The organism is Streptomyces sp. NPDC051041 (assembly GCF_044456065.1).
In the GTDB taxonomy this organism is placed as follows: Bacteria; Actinomycetota; Actinomycetes; order Streptomycetales; family Streptomycetaceae; genus Streptomyces; species Streptomyces glaucus.
Genome location: NZ_JBITFM010000002.1, coordinates 199,374 through 218,147, shown reverse-complemented (window position 1 = coordinate 218,147; position 18,774 = coordinate 199,374). Strand labels below are relative to the sequence as shown.

General features: G+C 72.0%; 17 protein-coding genes. 6 read left to right on the top strand and 11 right to left on the bottom strand.

Annotated elements, in window-relative coordinates; all coding sequences use genetic code 11:
• Window positions 1-94: 94 nt before the first annotated feature.
• Window positions 95-523, bottom strand: coding sequence for an ATP-binding protein (locus ACIBAI_RS04305; RefSeq protein WP_399030880.1), 429 nt, complete (start codon window positions 521-523; stop codon window positions 95-97).
• A 216-nt stretch (window positions 524-739) separates the two neighbouring features.
• Between ACIBAI_RS04305 and ACIBAI_RS04300 the strand changes: the two genes are divergently transcribed.
• Both ACIBAI_RS04300 and ACIBAI_RS04295 read left to right on the top strand, forming a co-directional pair.
• On the top strand, window positions 740-1,591 hold the full coding sequence (locus ACIBAI_RS04300) for a helix-turn-helix transcriptional regulator (RefSeq protein WP_399030879.1): 852 nt from the start codon (window positions 740-742) through the stop codon (window positions 1,589-1,591).
• Window positions 1,592-1,598: 7 nt separating this feature from the next.
• The gene (locus ACIBAI_RS04295; protein WP_399030878.1) at window positions 1,599-1,823 is read left to right on the top strand and encodes a DUF397 domain-containing protein; all 225 of its coding nucleotides are present in this window, start codon (window positions 1,599-1,601) and stop codon (window positions 1,821-1,823) included.
• On the opposite strand, the gene glmS is transcribed toward ACIBAI_RS04295, so the two are convergent.
• Complete coding sequence (glmS, locus tag ACIBAI_RS04290; RefSeq protein ID WP_399030877.1) at window positions 1,784-3,631, bottom strand: glutamine--fructose-6-phosphate transaminase (isomerizing); 1,848 nt, start codon at window positions 3,629-3,631, stop codon at window positions 1,784-1,786. The genes ACIBAI_RS04295 and glmS overlap by 40 nt on opposite strands.
• A gap of 192 nt (window positions 3,632-3,823) precedes the next feature.
• Here glmS and coaA point away from each other — a divergent pair, with 192 nt between their 5' ends.
• Both coaA and ACIBAI_RS04280 read left to right on the top strand, forming a co-directional pair.
• A complete protein-coding gene (gene coaA / locus ACIBAI_RS04285; protein WP_399031363.1) occupies window positions 3,824-4,792 on the top strand; it encodes a type I pantothenate kinase in 969 nt (322 codons plus the stop codon).
• A 16-nt stretch (window positions 4,793-4,808) separates the two neighbouring features.
• Window positions 4,809-5,747: a DUF389 domain-containing protein gene (locus ACIBAI_RS04280; RefSeq protein WP_399030876.1), complete on the top strand. Its 939-nt coding sequence runs from the start codon at window positions 4,809-4,811 to the stop codon at window positions 5,745-5,747.
• On the opposite strand, the gene glmM is transcribed toward ACIBAI_RS04280, so the two are convergent.
• The 4 genes from glmM to ACIBAI_RS04260 form a co-directional block, all read right to left on the bottom strand.
• Entirely contained in the window at window positions 5,744-7,102 is a 1,359-nt protein-coding gene (gene glmM, locus ACIBAI_RS04275) for a phosphoglucosamine mutase (RefSeq protein WP_399030875.1), read from the bottom strand. The genes ACIBAI_RS04280 and glmM overlap by 4 nt on opposite strands.
• A gap of 231 nt (window positions 7,103-7,333) precedes the next feature.
• On the bottom strand, window positions 7,334-7,846 hold the full coding sequence (gene rpsI / locus ACIBAI_RS04270) for a 30S ribosomal protein S9 (protein WP_344599523.1): 513 nt from the start codon (window positions 7,844-7,846) through the stop codon (window positions 7,334-7,336).
• 42 nt (window positions 7,847-7,888) lie between these two features.
• The gene (gene rplM, locus ACIBAI_RS04265) at window positions 7,889-8,332 is read right to left on the bottom strand and encodes a 50S ribosomal protein L13 (RefSeq protein WP_344599524.1); all 444 of its coding nucleotides are present in this window, start codon (window positions 8,330-8,332) and stop codon (window positions 7,889-7,891) included.
• Between the two features lie 202 nt (window positions 8,333-8,534).
• Window positions 8,535-9,752 (bottom strand): glycosyltransferase family 87 protein, encoded by a 1,218-nt coding sequence (locus ACIBAI_RS04260; protein WP_399030874.1) that lies wholly within the window; start codon window positions 9,750-9,752, stop codon window positions 8,535-8,537.
• Window positions 9,753-9,826: 74 nt separating this feature from the next.
• Between ACIBAI_RS04260 and ACIBAI_RS04255 the strand changes: the two genes are divergently transcribed.
• On the top strand, window positions 9,827-10,702 hold the full coding sequence (locus ACIBAI_RS04255) for a hypothetical protein (RefSeq protein ID WP_399030873.1): 876 nt from the start codon (window positions 9,827-9,829) through the stop codon (window positions 10,700-10,702).
• 28 nt (window positions 10,703-10,730) lie between these two features.
• On the opposite strand, the gene ACIBAI_RS04250 is transcribed toward ACIBAI_RS04255, so the two are convergent.
• The 5 genes from ACIBAI_RS04250 to ACIBAI_RS04230 all read right to left on the bottom strand — a co-directional run bounded on the left by ACIBAI_RS04250 (window position 10,731) and on the right by ACIBAI_RS04230 (window position 17,741).
• A complete protein-coding gene (locus ACIBAI_RS04250; RefSeq protein WP_399030872.1) occupies window positions 10,731-11,810 on the bottom strand; it encodes a C40 family peptidase in 1,080 nt (359 codons plus the stop codon).
• A 44-nt stretch (window positions 11,811-11,854) separates the two neighbouring features.
• Window positions 11,855-12,337, bottom strand: a complete 483-nt coding sequence (locus tag ACIBAI_RS04245) for a poly-gamma-glutamate biosynthesis protein PgsC/CapC (protein ID WP_344599528.1) — start codon at window positions 12,335-12,337, stop codon at window positions 11,855-11,857.
• Between the two features lie 53 nt (window positions 12,338-12,390).
• The gene (gene pgsB / locus ACIBAI_RS04240) at window positions 12,391-14,082 is read right to left on the bottom strand and encodes a poly-gamma-glutamate synthase PgsB (RefSeq protein ID WP_399030871.1); all 1,692 of its coding nucleotides are present in this window, start codon (window positions 14,080-14,082) and stop codon (window positions 12,391-12,393) included.
• Window positions 14,083-14,090: 8 nt separating this feature from the next.
• Window positions 14,091-16,337 (bottom strand): HAMP domain-containing protein, encoded by a 2,247-nt coding sequence (locus ACIBAI_RS04235; RefSeq protein WP_399031361.1) that lies wholly within the window; start codon window positions 16,335-16,337, stop codon window positions 14,091-14,093.
• Window positions 16,338-16,571: 234 nt separating this feature from the next.
• The gene (locus tag ACIBAI_RS04230) at window positions 16,572-17,741 is read right to left on the bottom strand and encodes a CapA family protein (protein ID WP_399030870.1); all 1,170 of its coding nucleotides are present in this window, start codon (window positions 17,739-17,741) and stop codon (window positions 16,572-16,574) included.
• A 122-nt stretch (window positions 17,742-17,863) separates the two neighbouring features.
• Between ACIBAI_RS04230 and ACIBAI_RS04225 the strand changes: the two genes are divergently transcribed.
• Window positions 17,864-18,754: a hypothetical protein gene (locus ACIBAI_RS04225; protein ID WP_399030869.1), complete on the top strand. Its 891-nt coding sequence runs from the start codon at window positions 17,864-17,866 to the stop codon at window positions 18,752-18,754.
• Window positions 18,755-18,774 lie beyond the last annotated feature (20 nt).

Genomic DNA, 18,774 nt, shown 5'->3' with positions numbered 1-18,774 from the left:
GCGGATGTGACCATGTGCGCAACCTAGGCGGCTCAAGGGATGGGCTGTCCGGGTGATCGGGATACGTTCACCCTTTCGGGGATCGGCAAAACGTTCACGCGACCGCGGCCAGCTCGCACCACACGTACTTGCCCCGGCTGCCGTCCCTCGTCAGCGGCTGCCACCCCCACAGGTCGAAGCAGGCCCGGACCAGCGCGAGCCCCCTTCCCCCCTCCAGGTCGAGGGCCTGCTCGAAGGAGTGCGGCGGCCCGGGCGGCTGCGGGTCCGCGTCCCACGCCCCGATCCGCAGCACCCCCGCCGACCAGCGCACCCGCAGGTCAGCCGGCCCTTTGGTGTGGCGCACGGCGTTGGAGACCAGCTCCGCCGCGAGCAGCTCCGCCACGTCGACGAGGCGGATCAGCCCGTGCACGGTGAGGATCAGCCGGAGGGTCCGGCGGCTGACGGTGACGGCACGCGGGTCGCCGGGGAGGGAGAGGGAGTACTCCCAGGACTCGTCGGGCTCGTTGGACTGGGTTCCGGGCATGCGTGACTCCTGTCGAGACGAGGGAGTTGGCAGGGGGCGCTACGCGTCCGGGCGGTGGCAGTGCCGCGGCCGCCGCGGCAGGGCGGGGCGGTGCGCTTCCGCAGAGTGCGCGGCGTGTCACCGACAGTAGGGCTAATTGTTTAAACCCTGCAAGCGGATCGCGTAGTGTTACGCCCGAACGAGTCGCGTTCGCGGGCGGGTTGGGAGAAACAGCCGATGGCTTTGAGGAACGAGCCGACGGCCCGTCAGCTTCGACTGGCGGTCGAACTGCGCAGGCTCCGCGAAGCTGCGGGCCTCACCGCCCGGCAGGCGGCGGCCCTCCTCGGGGTGACCGCACCGGTCATCAGCCAGATCGAGTCCGGAATCGCAGGCGTCAGCGAACAGCGGCTCCGCCGCCTCGCCTCCCATTACGCCTGCACGGACGACCAGTTCATCGACGCTCTGGTCGCCATGGCCACCGACCGGACACGCGGCTGGTGGGAGGAGTACCGGGGCCTGCTGCCCACGTCGTTCCTCGATCTGTCCGAACTGGATCACCACAGTTCTTTCCGGCACGAGGTAGCCATCCTGTTCGTACCGGGCCTGTTGCAGACGGAGGACTACGCACGCGCCGTCTTCTCGTCCAGGATCCCTGAACTGACAGCGGAGGAGATCGAATTGCGCATCCGGCACCGGGTGGCGCGCCGTGCGGTCATCGAGGGCCCCTCCCCCGTTCCGTACAACGTGTTGATCCACGAAGCGGCGCTTCGGATCAGGGTCGGCGACCGTGCCACCTCACAGGCTCAGCTCACCCGCATCCTTCATCTCTCCGAGGCGGATCACCTCACCGTCCGTGTCATTCCTTTCGACCTGGACGGCTTCGCCAGAGCCTCGAGCACCATGGCGTACGTGGGTGGCCCGCTGCCCAAGCTCGACACGGTGGTGCGTGATGCGCCGCATGGCTCGGTCTTCATCGATTCCGAAGCTCAACTCGGCGCCTACCGAACGCGCTTCCGTAAAGTGGAGGCCGTAGCGCTCGGGCCCGAACAGTCACGTGACTTCATCCACAAGCTGACGAAAGAACTCTGAGGCATCCATGACCACCTACGGCCCCTGGCGGAAGTCTTCCTACTCCGGAGAAGGAGACGGGAACGACTGTGTGGAGATAGCCCACACCACCACCCACGTCTCCCTCCGCGACTCGAAGGCCCCGGCCAGGGCCACCCTCACCTTCCCGGCCGGAGCCTTCACCTCCTTCGTCGAAGCCCTGAAGGCGGCCCCCTACTCCACCGTCACCGACTTCGCCAGGTTCCGGGGCTGATCCACCTCGTTCCCCCGCGCGGTCGCCAGCTCGCACGCGAACACCTGCAACGGCACCGTCGCCACCAGCGGCTGGAGCAGCGTCGGCGTCGCCGGGATGCGGATCAGGTGGTCGGCGTACGGCACGACCGCCTCGTCGCCCTCCTCCGCGATGACGATGGTCCGCGCGCCCCGGGCCCGGATCTCCTGGATGTTGGAGACGATCTTGTCGTGCAGGACGGACCGCCCGCGCGGGGACGGCACCACGACCACCACCGGCAGGTCCTGTTCGATCAGCGCGATCGGCCCGTGCTTCAGCTCGCCCGCCGCGAAGCCCTCGGCGTGCATGTAGGCGAGTTCCTTCAGCTTCAGCGCGCCCTCCAGGGCCACCGGGTAGCCGACGTGCCGCCCGAGGAACAGCACGGTGTTCTTGTCGGCGAGCGTGCGCGCCAGCTCCCGGACCGGCTCCATGGTCTCCAGGACCCGTTCCACCGCGCCGGAGATCCGCGACAGGTCCCGGATGACGGCGCGGATCTCGTCGCCCCACTTGGTGCCGCGCACCTGGCCCAGGTAGAGGGCCACCAGGTAGCACGCGACCAGCTGGGTCAGGAACGCCTTCGTCGAGGCGACCGCCACCTCCGGGCCGGCGTGCGTGTAGAGCACGGCGTCCGACTCGCGCGGGATCGTCGAGCCGTTGGTGTTGCAGATCGCCAGCACCCGGGAGCCCTGCTCGCGGGCGTGCCGCAGCGCCATCAGCGTGTCCATGGTCTCGCCGGACTGGGAGATGGCGATGACCAGGGTCCGCGGGTCCAGGATCGGGTCCCGGTAGCGGAACTCGCTGGCCAGCTCCACCTCGCACGGGATCCGCGTCCAGTGCTCGATGGCGTACTTGGCGATCAGCCCGGCGTGGAAGGCCGTGCCGCACGCCACGATGACGACCTTGTCGACCTCGCGCAGCACGCCCGGCGGGATCCGCACCTCGTCCAGCGTCAGCGAGCCGGACGCGTCGATGCGGCCCAGCAGCGTGTCGGCGACCGCCTTGGGCTGCTCGGCGATCTCCTTGAGCATGAAGTAGTCGTAGCCGCCCTTCTCGGCGGCCGAGGCGTCCCAGTCGACGCGGTAGGAGCGGACGTCCGCCGGGCTGCCGTCGAAGCCGGTCACCGTCACCGCGTCCCGGCGCAGCTCCACCACCTGGTCCTGGCCCAGCTCGATCGCCGACCGGGTGTGCGCGATGAACGCGGCGACGTCCGAGGCGAGGAAGGCCTCCCCCGCGCCGACGCCCACCACCAGCGGCGAGTTCCGCCGGGCGCCCACCACCACGTCGGGTTCGTCCGCGTGCACCGCGACCAGCGTGAACGCGCCCTCCAGCCGCCGGCACACCAGCCGCATCGCCTCCGCCAGGTCGGCGCAGGAGGAGAACTCCTCGGCGAGCAGGTGCGCCACGACCTCGGTGTCGGTCTCGGAGGCCAGCTCGTGGCCGCGCTCGGCCAGCTCGGCGCGCAGCAGGGCGAAGTTCTCGATGATGCCGTTGTGCACCACCGCCACCCGGCCCGCGTTGTCGATGTGCGGGTGGGCGTTGGCGTCGGTCGGGCCGCCGTGCGTGGCCCACCGGGTGTGCCCGATGGCCGTCGTGCCCGTCGGCAGCGGGCGCTCGGCGAGCTCCTTCTCCAGGTTCTCCAGCTTCCCGGCCTTCTTCGCCGTCGCCAGTCCGCCGTCCGCGAGCACGGCGACGCCCGCCGAGTCGTAGCCCCGGTACTCCAGCCGCTTCAGTCCGGCCGTCACCACTTCCAGGGCCGACTGCGACCCCACGTATCCCACGATTCCGCACATGGGCGGCAGCCTACGGTCCGATCCCCGTCCGAACCCCTCGTCGCGTGCCCGAAATCGGAAATTCCCACCGGGGTACGAAGCCGTCCCGCCGGACGCCGCCCGTACGGCCGGAAACCGGTCGCGTGACGCACCCCACCCGCCGATCCGTTCGCACGCCCGTAACAATGGACTGTGATCTCTCCGGTCTCCCCGATGCCCCGGAGCGCCCACCGGCAGCGGCCGGAGGCGACTCCCTACGTCGATCTCACCCGTGCCGAGTGGAGCGCGCTGCGCGACAAGACGCCGCTGCCGCTGACGGCGGAGGAGGTGGAGAAGCTGCGCGGCCTCGGCGACGTCATCGACCTCGACGAGGTGCGGGACATCTACCTGCCGCTGTCCCGGCTGCTCAACCTCTACGTCGAGGCCACCGACCGGCTCAGGGGCGCGCTGAACACCTTCCTCGGCGAGCAGGGGTCCCAGGCGGGCACGCCCTTCGTGATAGGCGTCGCGGGATCGGTCGCGGTCGGCAAGTCCACCGTCGCCCGCCTCCTGCAGGCCCTGCTCTCCCGCTGGCCCGAGCACCCGCGCGTGGAGCTGGTGACGACGGACGGCTTCCTGCTGCCCACCCGGGAGCTCCAGGCCCGCGGCCTGATGTCGCGGAAAGGTTTCCCCGAGTCCTACGACCGCCGGGCGCTCACCCGCTTCGTCGCCGACATCAAGGCCGGCAAGGAGGAGGTGACGGCCCCGGTCTACTCCCACCTGATCTACGACATCGTCCCCGGCGAGAAGCTCGTCGTGCGCCGCCCGGACATCCTGATCGTCGAGGGGCTCAACGTCCTGCAGCCCGCCCTGCCCGGCAAGGACGGCCGCACCCGGGTCGGCCTCGCCGACTACTTCGACTTCAGCGTGTACGTCGACGCCCGCCCCGAGGACATCGAGCGCTGGTACCTGAACCGTTTCCGCAAGCTGCGCGAGACCGCCTTCCAGGACCCGTCCTCGTACTTCCGCAAGTACACCCAGGTCTCCGAGGAGGAGGCCCTCGACTACGCCCGCACGACGTGGCGCACGATCAACAAGCCCAACCTGGTGGAGAACATCGCCCCCACCCGCGGCCGCGCCACCCTGATCCTGCGCAAGGGCCCGGACCACACGGTGCAGCGCCTGAGCCTGCGCAAACTGTGACCGCTACGCTGCCGCCATGCTGCATCTGCGCCTGATCGCGCCGCCCGAGAAGACCGGCGCCGTGGTCCGCCTGATCGAGGGCACGGTCGGCACCGCGCACCTCGTCGTGCTGCCGGGCGCCGCCCGCAGCCCCGCCGGGGACGTCGTGCTGTGCGACGTGGCCCGCGAGGCGGGCGACGAACTCATCGGCGAACTGCGGGAGCTGGACCTGGACAAGTGCGGGTCCATCGCCGTCGAGGGCATCGACCTGTCGCTGTCCGACCGGGCCGAGGAGGCCGAGCGGGAGGCGCCGGGCGAGAGCGCGGACGCGGTGCTGTGGGAGCAGCTGGAGGAGGCGACGCACGAGGAGTCGACCCTCTCCGTCACCTACGTCGCCTTCATCACGCTCGCCACGATGATCGCGGCCTGCGGCGTGGTCCTGGACAACGCGATCCTGATCGTCGGCGCGATGGCGGTGGGCCCGGAGTTCGGCCCGCTGGCCGGCATCTGCACGGCGATCGTGCAGCGGGCGCCCCGGCTGGCGCTGCGCTCGCTGGCCGCGCTGCTGGCGGGCTTCGCGGCGGCGATGGCGGTGACGGTCGGTTTCAGCCTCTTCATGGACGCGGTCGACCTGTTCAGCGAGGAGCAGCTGAAGGCCGACCGGCCCAACACCGGCTTCATCTACGCCCCGGACTGGTTCTCCTTCGTGGTGGCGGTCCTGGCCGGCACCGCCGGCACCCTGTCCCTGACCTCGGCCAAGTCCGGCGCCCTGGTCGGCGTCGCCATCTCCGTGACCACGGTCCCCGCCGCCGCCAACGCGGCCGTCGCCCTCGGCTACGGCGACACCGGGCAGACCTGGGGGTCGACGGAGCAGCTCCTGCTGAACCTGCTCGGCATCGTCCTGGCCGGCACCCTGACGCTGCTGGCCCAGAAGTGGTTCTGGGCCAGGCAGCACGACCGTATGGCGAGGTCCTAGCCGAGCGCCGACTTCACCGCGTCGGCCAGCCGGCCGGCCACCGACCGGGCCTGCTCCAGGTCCGCGGCCTCCACCATCACCCTCACCAGCGGCTCCGTCCCCGACGGCCGCAGCAGCACCCGCCCGGTGGAGCCCAGCTCCCGCTCGGCCTCGGCGACGGCGGCGGCCAGCTCCCCGCTCGTGCCGACCCGCGACTTGTCCACGTCCGGCACGTTGACCAGCACCTGCGGCAGCCGCTCCATCACGGACGCCAGCTCCCGCAGCGGACGGCCGCTGCCGGCGACCCGGGCGGCCAGCAGCAGCCCGGTCAGCGTGCCGTCCCCGGTCGTCGCGTGATCGAGGACGATCACGTGCCCGGACTGCTCGCCGCCGAGCGCGTAGCCGTTCTCCTTCATCTCCTCCAGGACGTAGCGGTCGCCGACCGCCGTCTGGACGAGCCGGATGCCCGCGCGCTCCATGGCGAGCTTGAAGCCCAGGTTGGACATGACGGTCGCCACCACGGTGTCGGAGCGCAGCTCGGAGCGCTCCCGCAGCGCCAGCGCGAGCACGGCCAGGATCTGGTCGCCGTCCACCTCCTCGCCGGTGTGGTCCACCGCCAGGCAGCGGTCGGCGTCGCCGTCGTGCGCGATGCCGAGGTCGGCGCCGTGCTCGACGACCGCCGCCTTCAGCTTCTCCAGGTGCGTGGAGCCGCAGCCGTCGTTGATGTTGAGCCCGTCCGGCTCGGCGCCGATGGTGACGACCTCGGCCCCGGCCCGCGTGAACGCCTCCGGCGAGACCGCGGAGGCCGCGCCGTGCGCCTCGTCGAGGACGATCCTCAGCCCGTCGAGCCGGTTCGGGAGGACGCCCAGCAGGTGCGCGACGTACCGCTCGGCCCCCTCCTCGTACTCCCGCACCCGGCCCACGCCCGCGCCCGTGGGCCGCTCCCACGGCTCGCCGCGGCGGTGCTCGTCGTAGACGGCCTCGATGCGGTCCTCCAGCTCGTCGGCGAGCTTGTGGCCGCCGCGGGCGAAGAACTTGATGCCGTTGTCGGGCATGGCGTTGTGGCTCGCGGAGAGCATCACGCCGAGGTCGGCGCCGAGCGCGCCGGTCAGGTACGCCACCGCGGGCGTCGGCAGCACGCCGACCCGCAGCACGTCCACGCCGGCGCTGGCCAGGCCCGCGACGACGGCGGCCTCCAGGAACTCCCCGGACGCTCGCGGGTCACGCCCGACCACCGCGGTCGGCCGGTGTCCTTCGAACGTGCCCGCCTCGGCCAGCACGTGCGCCGCGGCGACGGAGAGGCCGAGGGCCATCTCGGCCGTCAGGTCCGCGTTGGCGACACCGCGCACGCCGTCCGTGCCGAAGAGTCGTCCCACTTGTCCTCCTGAGGAAGCGTCAGTTGCGGAAGCGGTGCCGGTGCGGCCCGCGCACGCTGCTTCCGCGTCCCGGACGCGCGATGACACGCGACGCCCGGCGTCAGATCACACAAGCACACCAGCCTTTGAGCGCCTTGTGTCGTTATACGCCCACGCCGATGAGAAAACGAACGCCCCGACGGCACAGTGGCGTGCCGCCGGGGCGTTCGGAGTACGAGCAGGCAGCTGCGCTTAGCGCTTGCTGTACTGCGGGGCCTTGCGGGCCTTCTTCAGACCGGCCTTCTTCCGCTCGACCGCGCGGGCGTCGCGGCGCAGGAAGCCGGCCTTCTTCAGCGGGCCGCGGTTGTTGTCGACGTCGGCCTCGTTCAGCGCACGGGCGACACCGAGACGGAGCGCACCGGCCTGACCGGAGACACCGCCGCCGGAGATGCGGGCGATGACGTCGTAACGGCCCTCGAGCTCGAGCACCTTGAAGGGCTCGTTCACTTCCTGCTGGTGCACCTTGTTCGGGAAGTAGTCCTCGAGGGTGCGACCGTTGATCTTCCACTTGCCGGTGCCCGGAACGATCCGGACCCGGGCGATGGCCTCCTTGCGGCGGCCCAGGCCGGCGGCCGGCTGGGGCTCGCCGAAGCGGGAGGCGAGGGACTCCGAGGTGTACTCGCCCTCGACGGGCACCTCGGACTCGGTGGTGTAGCTGTCGATGTCAAGCTCTTCGAGCGGCTGCTCGGCAGTGGTCTCGGCCACGATTCTCCTCAGATTCTCTTCAGTCTTAGGGGGTGGCCGGACTTACTGCGCGACCTGGGTGATCTCGTACGGCTGCGGCTGCTGCGCGCCGTGCGGGTGCTGGTCACCCTTGTAGACCTTCAGCTTCGAGAGCATCTGACGGCCCAGGGAGTTCTTGGGCAGCATGCCCTTGACGGCCTTCTCGATGGCCTTCTCGGGGTTCTTGTCGAGCAGGTCGTCGTAGCGGACGGAGCGCAGACCGCCCGGGTAGCCGGAGTGCCGGTACGCCAGCTTCTGGGTCCGCTTGTTGCCGGACAGGTGCACCTTGTCGGCGTTGATGATGATGACGAAGTCACCAGCGTCGACGTGCGGCGCGTAGATCGGCTTGTGCTTGCCCCGCAGAAGGGTGGCGGCAGTGCTGGCGAGACGGCCCAGGACGACGTCCTGAGCGTCGATGACGTGCCACTGGCGCGTCACATCGCCGGGCTTGGGGCTGTACGTACGCACGGTTCGTAGCCTTCGCTTCGAGTGAATGGTCCTAGACAAGGTCACCGAAACGATCACGACAGCCTAGACCGCACAGCGGTGACGCAAACCGCGTGCTGGTCGCTGGTCATCGGCCCGGTGGACCGGTGTAAGGGCCCGTCCCGTGAGAATGAGCAAGCCAATACACAACGAAAAAGCAGAATACCGGGGTCCCCGGTGGGGGTCAAAACGAGGGATCGCCGCCCACCCGCGCCGTGGCGGCCCCGCCCTCCGGCGCGGCGCCGCGGACACCGGCCCCGCGGACCGGCCGGCGGCGCGCGCAGTGCCGGGCGACCGTCCCCGCGAGGACGCACAGCGTGACGGCGTCCTTGAAGGCCCGGCGCCGCCCCGACTCCAGATAGGGCCAGGTCAGCCCCGGCAGCTGCGGCACCAGGGCGAGCCAGAACCAGGGCCGCCGGGCCGCCGAGCCCCGGTGCGGCAGTCCGGCGAGCAGCAGCGGCAGCACCACCAGCAGATAGTGGTTGTACGACGGGCGCGAGACGAGGAACGCCGACAGCATCAGGCAGACCGCCGTCTCCACCAGCCGCAGCGGGCCGGCGTCGGCCCGGCGCCAGCGCCGGTACGCGCACAGCACGCCGCCCGCCGCCGCGAGCAGCGCGACCGCCCCGGACAGCGCCCCCGGCACCCCCAGCCGCGGCAGCACCGCCGCCGGGGAGATCTCGTAGAGCCGTACGAAGTCGTCGTCGCCGTTCAGCAGGAACGGCAGGGTGCGGGTGAAGAAGCCCGCCGGGTCCGGCAGCAGCAGCGCCGCCCCGGCCGAGGCGAGGACCGGCACCAGCAGCATCGCCCCCAGCGCCCGCCAGCGGCGCGCGAACAGGAACAGCAGCGCCAGCGGGGCGAGCAGCGGCTTGAGCGCCACGGCGGCGCCGACGACCAGGCCGGCCGCCGTCCACCGGCCCCGGACCGCCAGCAGCAGGCACAGCGGCAGCGCCACCACCGCCGTCACCGTCCAGTTGCCGAGCATCACCAGATGCCCGAACGGCGCGCAGCCCGCCGCCAGGCCGATCAGGCCGAGGGCGGCGAAGCGGCTGCCCGGCGGCACGCCGTGCACGCGCAGCGCCAGCGCCCAGCCCAGCGCGAGGCCGCCGGTCACGGCCGGCGGCACCAGCAGCCGCAGCGCCTCCGGCGGCAGCAGCGCCTGCGGGGCCGCGGCCAGCACCGCGCTCGGCAGATACAGGAAGTGCGGGTCGTCGTACGGGGCGCCCCCGGCCAGCCAGGTCCGCGCGGCCCGGACGACGATCGCGTTGTCCATGCCGCCGTGCGCGGTCCGGCGCACCGTACGCGCGGCCGAAGCGGCCAGCACCGCGGCGAGCGCCGCCCACAGGTGCCGGCCGGCCGGCCGCACCAACCACCCGAAGATGTCGCTTTTGACCTTTTCCACTGGAGGAACGCTAGGCGTCCCGGGGCCCGCAGGAGCGGACCAGCGCGCCGCCCGCCCCGTCTAAGATGCGCCCCATGAGCTTTGGGCAGGGGGGACCTTCATCCCAGTGGGATCCCTGGAAACCGCACTCTCAGCAGCCCTGGAACAGCGACGACAGCCAGAGCCCGGACTGGGCCGCGCTCGCTGAGGCGTCGGAGGCCCGCAACAAGCGGCGCCGACTGCTGTTCATCGGCGGCGGCGCGCTGGCCACCGTGGCCGTAGGAGCCGCCGTCGCCGTGGCCGTGGTGTCCGCGAGCGACTCCGGCGGGGCGTCGGACGCGGCCTCCCGGCTGCCCTCGGCCGCCGACATCCCGAGCGCGACGGACAAGGCGCCGTCGTTCGCCCCGACGAGCGCCCCGCCGCCGCTGGACCCGAAGGACTTCGTCGCCAGCGCGAAGAAGGACACGGCCCCCCTCGCCCCGGACGTCCTCTTCCCGGGCACGCAGCTCACCATGGGCGAGACCGTGTACAAGAAGGGCCCGACGGCCGACACGGAGAACTGCGCGTCGGCGGCCCGCAACACCCTGCCGAAGGTCCTCGCCGACAACGGCTGCACCCGTCTGATGCGCGTCACCTACACCAGGGACGGCGTCGCGGTGACGGTCGGCGTGGCCGTCTTCGACACCGAGGCCCGGGCGGCCCGGGCCAAGGGCCAGGCCGACGCCAAGAGCATCGTCAAGGCCCTGTCCGGCGGCGGCGTGCGGGACTTCTGCAACGGCGCCGTCTGCCGCTCGACGACCAACTCCTACGGCCGCTACGCCTACTTCACGCTCGCCGGCTTCACCAGCGGCAAGGACGTGACCACCAAGGACACGGCGGTGTTCGCCACCGGCGACGACCTGGCCGAGTTCACGTTCCGGCAGATCCGCCGCCGGGGCGAGGCCCAGGCGTCGGCGGCGGCGCACGGATAGCCCGCCGCGGGGCCGCCGCGCCCGGGGGTCACAGCCGCTTGGCGCTGCGCAGCGTCTTCGCGTAGTAGCCGTTGCCGTCCAGCCGGGAGACGCCGCCCACGTCGCCGATGGTCGGGCCGTTGACCTCCTCCCGGCTGGAGACGAAGATCAGGTGGCCCTCGGTGTCGTAGCCGAGGACCATGCCCACGTGGTCCAGCCGCTCCTTGGTGCGCGTGTCGAGCTTGAAGAAGACCAGGTCGCCCGGCTGGAGCTGGTCGATGGCGGACGGCCGGTCGTCCGCCGAGACGCCGGTCAGCGGCAGGACGTCGACGCCCTCCTTCGAGCGGGCCATGCCGTTGGCGGTGCGCGGCAGGCCGTCGCCGGAGGCGTCCGAGGACATCAGCGGGTAGCGCGCGCGGTAGCCGAGCACCATGCGGATGAAGCCCGAGCAGTCCAGGGACTTGGCGCGCATGCTCTCCGGCGTCCCCACGGTGCCGTCCCGGAAGGGGTACGCGAGGCCGAGGTAGTCGTAGAAGTCGGACTGCTCCAGGCGCAGGTCGCCGCCCTCGGCGCCGGTGGTGTTCAGCGGCCCGAAGTTGGCGTCGCCGGCGTAGACGACGCCCTGCTCGTCCTTCTTGTCGGGGGCGCCCGCCACGTACTGGAAGGCGAAGGCGAACAGGTCGTCCTCCTTGCTGTCCTTGTGCTCGGCGTACCAGTCCGTGAACCACTTCTCCTTCTCCGCCCCCTTTTTCCAGGGCTCGGGCAGGAGCCGCACCCAGTCGGTGGTGGAGACCTTGGAGGAGGTGGAGGCCGGCTCCTCGAAGGTGCGGGCCGGCCCGGTCAGGGTCGCGGTGCGGGCCCCGTCGGTGAACACGGCCTTGATCTGGCCGTCGGCCCCGCGCAGCACCGAGCGGGCGGGGTTCTCCAGCCGGGACCAGCTCACCTCGCCCTTGTCGTCGGACCCGCCGCCGGAGCCGCGGTTGCCGTTCAGGACGCCGACGTTGCGCACCTCCGTGACACCGGGCGCCTCCTGGGCGCGCAGTTCCATGGTGAGGTAGCCGGAGGTCCCGACCAGCGCCAGCACCACCAGGCCCGAGACGACGGGCCGCGACTTCCTCTTCCCTGCCATCGGTTACTCCTCGGTTCTTCTCGGCTGCCTTCTCGGGCGGCTTCTCAGACGGTGGGCATGACGCCGAGCAGCAGGCCGGCGGCGACGACGATGTAGGCCATGAGCGAGACCGTGCCCGTGGCCAGCAGGGTCGCGCCCTTGGGCTGGCGCACCATCTGGTAGGCGATCAGGCCGGGCACGATGAACCCGAGGGTCTGGTTGCCGTACAGCAGCGGGAACTCGATCGAGAGCAGGATCATCACCGTGGCCTGGAGCAGCACGCCCAGCAGCACCACCGCGGCGAACAGCCGCTTGCCGTACAGGATCACCAGCCGCTGCATGACCTTGGTGCCCGCGTAGGTCAGGGCGGTGACGCCCACCACCATGGCCGCGCGCTGGAGGTCCTCGATCAGGGTGAGGGCGAGCCAGCCCGGCGTGATCATTCCGCCCGGGGACAGATTGGTGGTCAGGTAGCACAGCAGCGAGAAGAACAGTCCTATGGCGATGCCCAGGGCGGCCATCTCGGGGGTCAGGGCGGCGGTGGTCAACGGGGTCTCCGGGCGGGTGTACGGCGGGTGGGCGAGGCGGTCGGCCCGCGGGGTCAGGCGCGCGGGGGCGGTCCGCCGCCCTCGGTGGTCGGGTGCCGGGGCCCGGCGAAGGGGCCGTCGTGCGGCTCGTCGTGGTACGGCGGGTCCTGCCGGCCGGGGGCGTACGGCTGCGGCGGCGCGTACGGCTGCGCCTGCGCGGACGGCGGCGCGTCGGCGTACTGCTGGTACCGGTCCTGCTGCTGGCCGTACTGCTGGTACCGGTCCTGCTGCTGCCCGTACTGCTGGTACTGGTCCTGCGGCTGGTACTGGCCCTGCTGGTACTGCCGGCCCTGCTGCTGTTGCTGGTACTGGTCCTGCTGGTACTGCCGGTGCTGGTCCGGCTGCCCGTACCGCTGGTGCGGGCCGGCCGCCCGGGCGGGGGCGCCGATCACCGGGATCTCCTGGGTCTGCGACGCCTGGTAGCGCTCCTCGTACGCCACCGGGTACGAGGCGAACGGGTCCAGACGCGGCGGCTGGGCCGGCGCCGCGGCGGCCGGGCCGGGTGCCGGCTGCCCGGCGCCGCTCTCGTCCGCGGGGAGTTCGGCCAGGTACTCCAGGAGTTCCTCGCCCTGGCCGTGGATGTTGCCGATGGCGACCAGGGAGGACCCGTCGGCCATCCGGCCGAGCAGGGCGGGCATGAACTCCTCCGCCGGGCGCCGCTCGCCGCCCAGGTCGACCGCTCGGTCCCGCCACTGGGCGGGGATGGCGTCGATGGCGCTCTTCGAGGGGTGCCCGATGACGAAGACGTTGTCCGGCTTCAGGTCGGGGACGATCTCGCCCATCTGCCCGTTGCGCTCGACGCGGTCCGGACGGCAGTTGATCACGACGTTCAGCGGGCGGCTGATGGCCCCGAGGTCGAGCAGCTGGTTGATGTTCATCAGCGTCGACTCGGGGTCGTTGGCCGCGAAGACGTTGGCGAAGGCCAGCCGCTTGCCCTCCTCGGTGACATAGCGCTCCACGGACAGCACGCCGGGGTCCGGCGGCGCGTCGTACATGCCCTGCAGCGCGACCTTCCGCTCCACGCCGAGCAGCTCGGCGACGACCAGGGCGATCGCGACGTTCTCCTTGAAGGTGAACCAGCTGAAGCCGCGCAGCTCCTCGTCGGTGACCGTCTCCGGGTCGGCGTAGACCAGCCGGCAGTTACGGGCGTCCGCCTCCTCCTGGAGGATGTGGAAGCGCTCCTTCTCGGCGGTGACGCAGATGCCGTTCTCGGGCATCGAGCGGCACAGCGAGCGGGCCACGTCGTCCAGGGTGGGGCCCATCTCGGCGAGGTGGTCCTCGCGGACGTTGCACAGCACGCCGATCGTCGAGCGGATCAGCTTGCTCTGGTTGACCTCCTGCAGGGCCGGCATGACGGCCATGCACTCGATCACCAGGGCGTCGGGCCGGTAGGTGGCCGCGCGCCGGACGATGCCGATCTGCTCCACCACGTTGGCGATGCCGAACTTGCGGTAGACCGGCTCCTCGGTGGCGTCCGGGTGGATGAACCGCGCCGCCGTCCCGGTCGTCTTGGCCACGGTCACCAGGTCGCCGCCGCGCAGCGCGCCCGCGCACAGCCGGGTGATGGAGGACTTGCCGCGGATGCCGTTGACCAGCACCCGCGAGGGGATGGAGTGCAGCGCGGCGTAGTGCCGGCGCTGCTCGACGATGCCCGCGACGAGCAGGAACACACTGCCGGTCAGCAGGACGAAGTACAGGTAGAGCACGGCTCAGGTCACCTTCCTCCGGCGCCGAGCCGGGACTCGGCGGGCCGGCGCGGCTGGTTCTGCCGGCGGGCCTGCAACTGCTGCCGGATCAGTTCGAGGCTGCGCACGACGGCGCCGACCTCGTCCTGGTAGCGGGGGTACAGCACGGTCTTGAGGTCTCCGTCCGCGAGCTTCTCGGCACTGGCCGCCAGGGCCCGCAGCGGCCGGGCGACGACCAGGTGGATCCAGCCCAGGCAGACCACGATCGCGGCGAGGCCGAGCAGGCCGGCGAGCACGCTGCGGTCCTCGCGTTCGTACGGGGTGATCTGGAAGTGCTTGGCGTTCTGCCAGCTGACGACGGTCCAGCCGATGTCGGAGGCGACGCCGCCGCCGGAGAAGGGAGCCGCGGCGGCCACGGTGACGCTGCCGCCGTCCCGGATGAGCAGGCCGTTCTCGACGGGCCCGGCGCCCACCCGCACGTTGCCCGCGCGGACCAGGTGGGGCAGCGCGTCGTCGGGCAGTTCCTCGAAGGCGAGGAAGCCGTCGCTGCCGGCCAGGGTCCGCGCGTCGGCGTCGACCACCCGGACCTCGCCGAGGCCGGGCCGCTTCAGCAGCGAGTTGAGGAACTCCACCCGCACCTCGCCGACGAGGGTGACGCCCCGGTGCTCCGGGACGGGCGCGGCGGCCTGGACCACCGGCTTCCTCTCGCCCTCGCCGGACACCCGGACCAGCGGCTCGTCGGCGTCGCGGTCCCAGGCGTGGGGGTCCTCCCCGGCCCGGGCGACGACCTCGCCGTCCTCGTCGACGACGTACAGCGCCTGGTAGCGGGTGTGCTCGCGCAGCGCGTCCGCCAGCAGGGCGGTGCTGGCGCCGGGGTCGTCGGGGTCGATCAGGCGGGAGGTGGAGACCAGGTCGGCCTGCGCCTCGTTCAGCGCCCGGCGGACCCGGTCGGCGACCAGGTCGGTGCGGTCGCGCTGGTCGTTGACCATGGTGGCCGGCACGCTGACCGAGTCGTCGGTGCGGTTCAGCAGCCAGCCGACGGGCACGCACCACAGCAGCAGCAGGACGGCGGTCACCGCGAGCGGCACCCGCAGCCCGAACCGCATCCGGCCGCTCGGTCCGGCGGCGGGCTCGTGGCCCGGGCCGCCCAGCTGGCCGCGCAGCCGCTCCAGGGCCGAGCCGATGCGGGCGGCCTCGCCCGAGCGGGGCACGGCGACGGGCCGGGTCAGGTCGCCGCGGGCGAGCCGGCGGGACTCCAGGAACAGCCGCAGCAGCGGGCGCTGCACGCTCATCCACAGCAGGGCCACGGCGAGCAGGCCGAGCACGACCAGGGCCCCGGCCGCGATCAGCCCGTACAGCTCCCGGTCCGGCCCGACGGTGCCCTGCTGCTGGACCACCGGCAGCATGGCCACGACCGTGAGTCCGAGGCCGGCGGCGACGCTCTTCTTCTCCTCGGGGTCGGAGGAGGCCAGGGAGGCGTACCCGGCCGTGGTGATCCGGCCGTTGTAGTCGTCGCCCAGCAGGGTTCCGCTGACGCCGGGGTAGCCGCGGGAGCCGGGCTCCCTGGCGCTGACGGGGTGCTGCTCGGTCCGTTCGGCCGCCTGGTCGGACAGGCGGGACATCTGCTTCTCGAGGAAGACGAGTTCCTCGCGCTGCTTGTCCGAGTTCAGCGCCTCGGACTCCTCGAAGCCGGCCGTGGCCAGGACCTCGCCGTCCCGGGCCACGACCGCCATGGTGCGGAACGGGCCCAGGTTGATGGCGGGGACGGCGAGGCTGTTGGAGGCGATCAGCAGCTGCTGCGGCCGGTCCTTCCAGTCGAGGACGACCATCGTCATCAGCCGGACGTCGCCGGTCTCCAGCCGCACCATGCGCGGGAGCAGCGCCTGCTCGCCGGTGAGGACCTCCTCGTCCAGCCAGGCGAGCGGGATCCTCTCGCCACGCGCGGCGAGCACGTCCCCGCTCTCCAGGTCCAGGATCGTGGTGCCGGTCCACTTCTGGTAGGTCTTGCCCAGGTCGGACAGGACGCGCTCCGGCTCGGCCGGCGCGCCCGCGTTCAGCGCGGCGGCGGTGCGGCGCAGGTCGGTGATCCGTTCGTCGATCGAGGCGCGCAGGGCGATGGCGCCGTCCTCGGCGAAGTGCCGCTGGGAGGAGAGCACCGCCTCCGGGACGACGGGCTCGCCGCCGGGGCCGAGCACCTTCGCCGTCAGACCGGCCAGGGCGAGGATCAGCACGCACAGCACCGCGATCGGCGGGCGGATGCCCCCCAGGAGCGGCATGTCCGCCCGCTTGCGGCTGCGCCGCCGTCCGTGCCCGGGATGCGCGGCAGGGCTCGATGTCACGGGTGTTCTTCCTTGGTCGCTTCGAAAGGCTCAGCGTCCGCAGGAAGCACCGCTGCCGCGGCCGTGTGACGCCGTCACTTGAAAGACTGATGAATGACGCCAGGGTTGTATCCCCGGCGCACGGGAGGGACTGTGGCCCCGGTCACCTCCGCGCGGGGACGGCCGTGCCGGTCACGGCTCCAGCGACAGCGGCCGCAGCCCGTCGCCGCCGGGGGCGCCCCGGTTGTAGAGGAAGCCGCGGGTGCGGTCGGCGGCCAGCCGGTAGCGGGCGAGCCGCTCCTCGGACAGGCCGTCCGGGTGGTCGAGCTGGTGCTGGACGTCCACCAGCCGGTGGTCCTCGACCACGCCCCGGGGCAGCCGCTCGCCGGGCTCGGTCTCCGGCGGGATGTCCACCAGCGTGGTGCGGTAGCGGGCGGTGACGTCCCAGCCGTCGGCCGCCTCGCGGAACTCGAACCAGCCGATGGTCCCCTCCTCCGTGACGCCCTGGGGCGAGGAGTGCCGGGCGACCTGGTTGCCGAGGCTGTAGGCGACCCAGGTGCCGTTCACCTTCTGGATGGGCTGGACCACGTGGGCGTGGTGCCCGAGCACGAGGTCGATGCCGGTTTCCTCGGTGAGCCACTGCGCCAGCCGCAGCTGCGCGACGCCCGGCTCGTTGTAGTACTCCGCGCCCCAGTGGATGGAGAGGATGACCACCTCGGCGCCCTCGTCCCGGGCCCGGGCCTCGGCCCGCTTGATGGCCGAGGCGTCCGTCCCGTTGAACGCCCAGCGCTGCTTCTCGGGCACCGGGTGGACGAAGGACTCCCACGAGTAGGAGAGATGGGCCACCTTGACGCCGTTGACGTCCCGGATGTTGATCTGTTCTGCTTCCTCGGGCGTGCGCGCCGAGCCGGTGTGCCCGAGGCCCGCCTCGTCCATGGCGTCCAGCGTGCGCTTCACGGCCTTGAAACCGTGGTCGAAGGTGTGGTTGGAGGCCGTCGAGCAGGTGTCGTAGCCCACGTCCTTCAGCGCCGTCAGAACCTGCGGTGGCACCAGGAACTCCGGGTACCCCTGGAAGGGGCCCTCGGGCTTCCCGACGGGAGTCTCCATGTGACAGATCGCCAGGTCCGCCTTGCCGATGACCGGCTTCACCCCGGCGAGCAGCGGCCCGAAGTCGAGCCCGGCCTCTCCCTTGCCGGTCTTCTCGGCGTCCTCGGCCGCCTGCTCGACCAGCTCGGGGTGGAGGAGCACGTCCCCGGCCGCGGCCACGGTGAAGGACCGGCCGCCCGGTCCGGCCTGCGGCTGCACCGCTTCCGAACCGCACGAGACGGTCAGAGCGGCGGCCACCCCCAGAACCGCCGGCATACCACCCATACGGAGAGACTTACGGAATGTCACCGAGCCATGCTCACATGCGTCACACAACTGACTCTGACTTTTCCATTACAAGGCGGTCACGTTTCATTCGCGTTCTCGCTCAGGCGGGTTTGGCGCTGGCTCTGTTCGGTTGCCAGTCGGGAACGCACCAGGAGCCGGAGAGGCCGGCGCCCTCGGCCCGGGAACTGGTCGATCTGCGCAGCCGCGTCCTCGGGTACACGGCCACGTTCCAGGAGGACGGCCCCTACACCGCGCCCGACGACGACGGGCGCGAGCGGCTGGCCCGGGGCGTCGGCCGCCTGCTGGAGGGCGACTTCCGCCGGGCCGAGGAGCTGCTCGCCCCGCTCGGCCTGGGCGTCACCCGGCTCACCGACACCGCCTCCGGCCGCCGCTACGACGAGGTCGCGGCCACCGGGCCGGGCGACAGCGCCCACTGGGGCCGGCTCTACCTGAACGCGGACGCGGACGTCCGCTGGAGCGCCCAGGTGCCGCACCCCCGGTCCGACCGGAACACCGAGGACCTCGGCGTGCGGCTGCTGGAGGACGCCCCGGGCGGCGCCCTGGTGCTGGCCGGCGCCCACCGCCGGGCCGGCGACGACGGCGCCGCCGACGTCGCCCACCGGGAGGACAGCGCGTTCCACACCGTCGTGGCGGAACTGCAGCGGCGCGGGGTGCCCGGCATCCAGCTGCACGGCTTCGACGACTCCTCCGACCGCCGGCCCTACGACGCCGTGGTCTCCACCGGCGCCGCGCAGAGCGCGCCCGGCGAGGTCGTCGCCCTGGCCGACCGCATGGAGGCCGACGGACTGCGGGTCTGCCGGGGCTGGTCGGACCGCTGTCCCCTGGAGGGCCGGAGCAACGTCCAGGGGCGTGCGGCCCAGCGGCAGCACGCGACCTTCGTCCACCTGGAACTCGCCCCGCACGCCCGCGGCGACGGACGCGACGCCGACGAGGCCGCGGACGCGATCACCGGACTGCTCTCCGCGTGGGCGCACGACTGACCGGCGCGGCGCACCGGCCC

Excerpts from the sequence above, each read along its gene's own strand:
- ACIBAI_RS04305 (WP_399030880.1), bottom strand. The coding sequence starts at position 523 with ATGCCCGGAACCCAGTCCAACGAGCCCGACGAGTCCTGGGAGTACTCC.
- ACIBAI_RS04300 (WP_399030879.1), top strand. The coding sequence starts at position 740 with ATGGCTTTGAGGAACGAGCCGACGGCCCGTCAGCTTCGACTGGCGGTC.
- ACIBAI_RS04295 (WP_399030878.1), top strand. The coding sequence starts at position 1,599 with ATGACCACCTACGGCCCCTGGCGGAAGTCTTCCTACTCCGGAGAAGGA.
- glmS (WP_399030877.1), bottom strand. The coding sequence starts at position 3,631 with ATGTGCGGAATCGTGGGATACGTGGGGTCGCAGTCGGCCCTGGAAGTG.
- coaA (WP_399031363.1), top strand. The coding sequence starts at position 3,824 with ATGCCCCGGAGCGCCCACCGGCAGCGGCCGGAGGCGACTCCCTACGTC.
- ACIBAI_RS04280 (WP_399030876.1), top strand. The coding sequence starts at position 4,809 with ATGCTGCATCTGCGCCTGATCGCGCCGCCCGAGAAGACCGGCGCCGTG.
- ACIBAI_RS04255 (WP_399030873.1), top strand. The coding sequence starts at position 9,827 with ATGAGCTTTGGGCAGGGGGGACCTTCATCCCAGTGGGATCCCTGGAAA.
- ACIBAI_RS04250 (WP_399030872.1), bottom strand. The coding sequence starts at position 11,810 with ATGGCAGGGAAGAGGAAGTCGCGGCCCGTCGTCTCGGGCCTGGTGGTG.
- ACIBAI_RS04235 (WP_399031361.1), bottom strand. The coding sequence starts at position 16,337 with ATGCCGCTCCTGGGGGGCATCCGCCCGCCGATCGCGGTGCTGTGCGTG.
- ACIBAI_RS04230 (WP_399030870.1), bottom strand. The coding sequence starts at position 17,741 with ATGCCGGCGGTTCTGGGGGTGGCCGCCGCTCTGACCGTCTCGTGCGGT.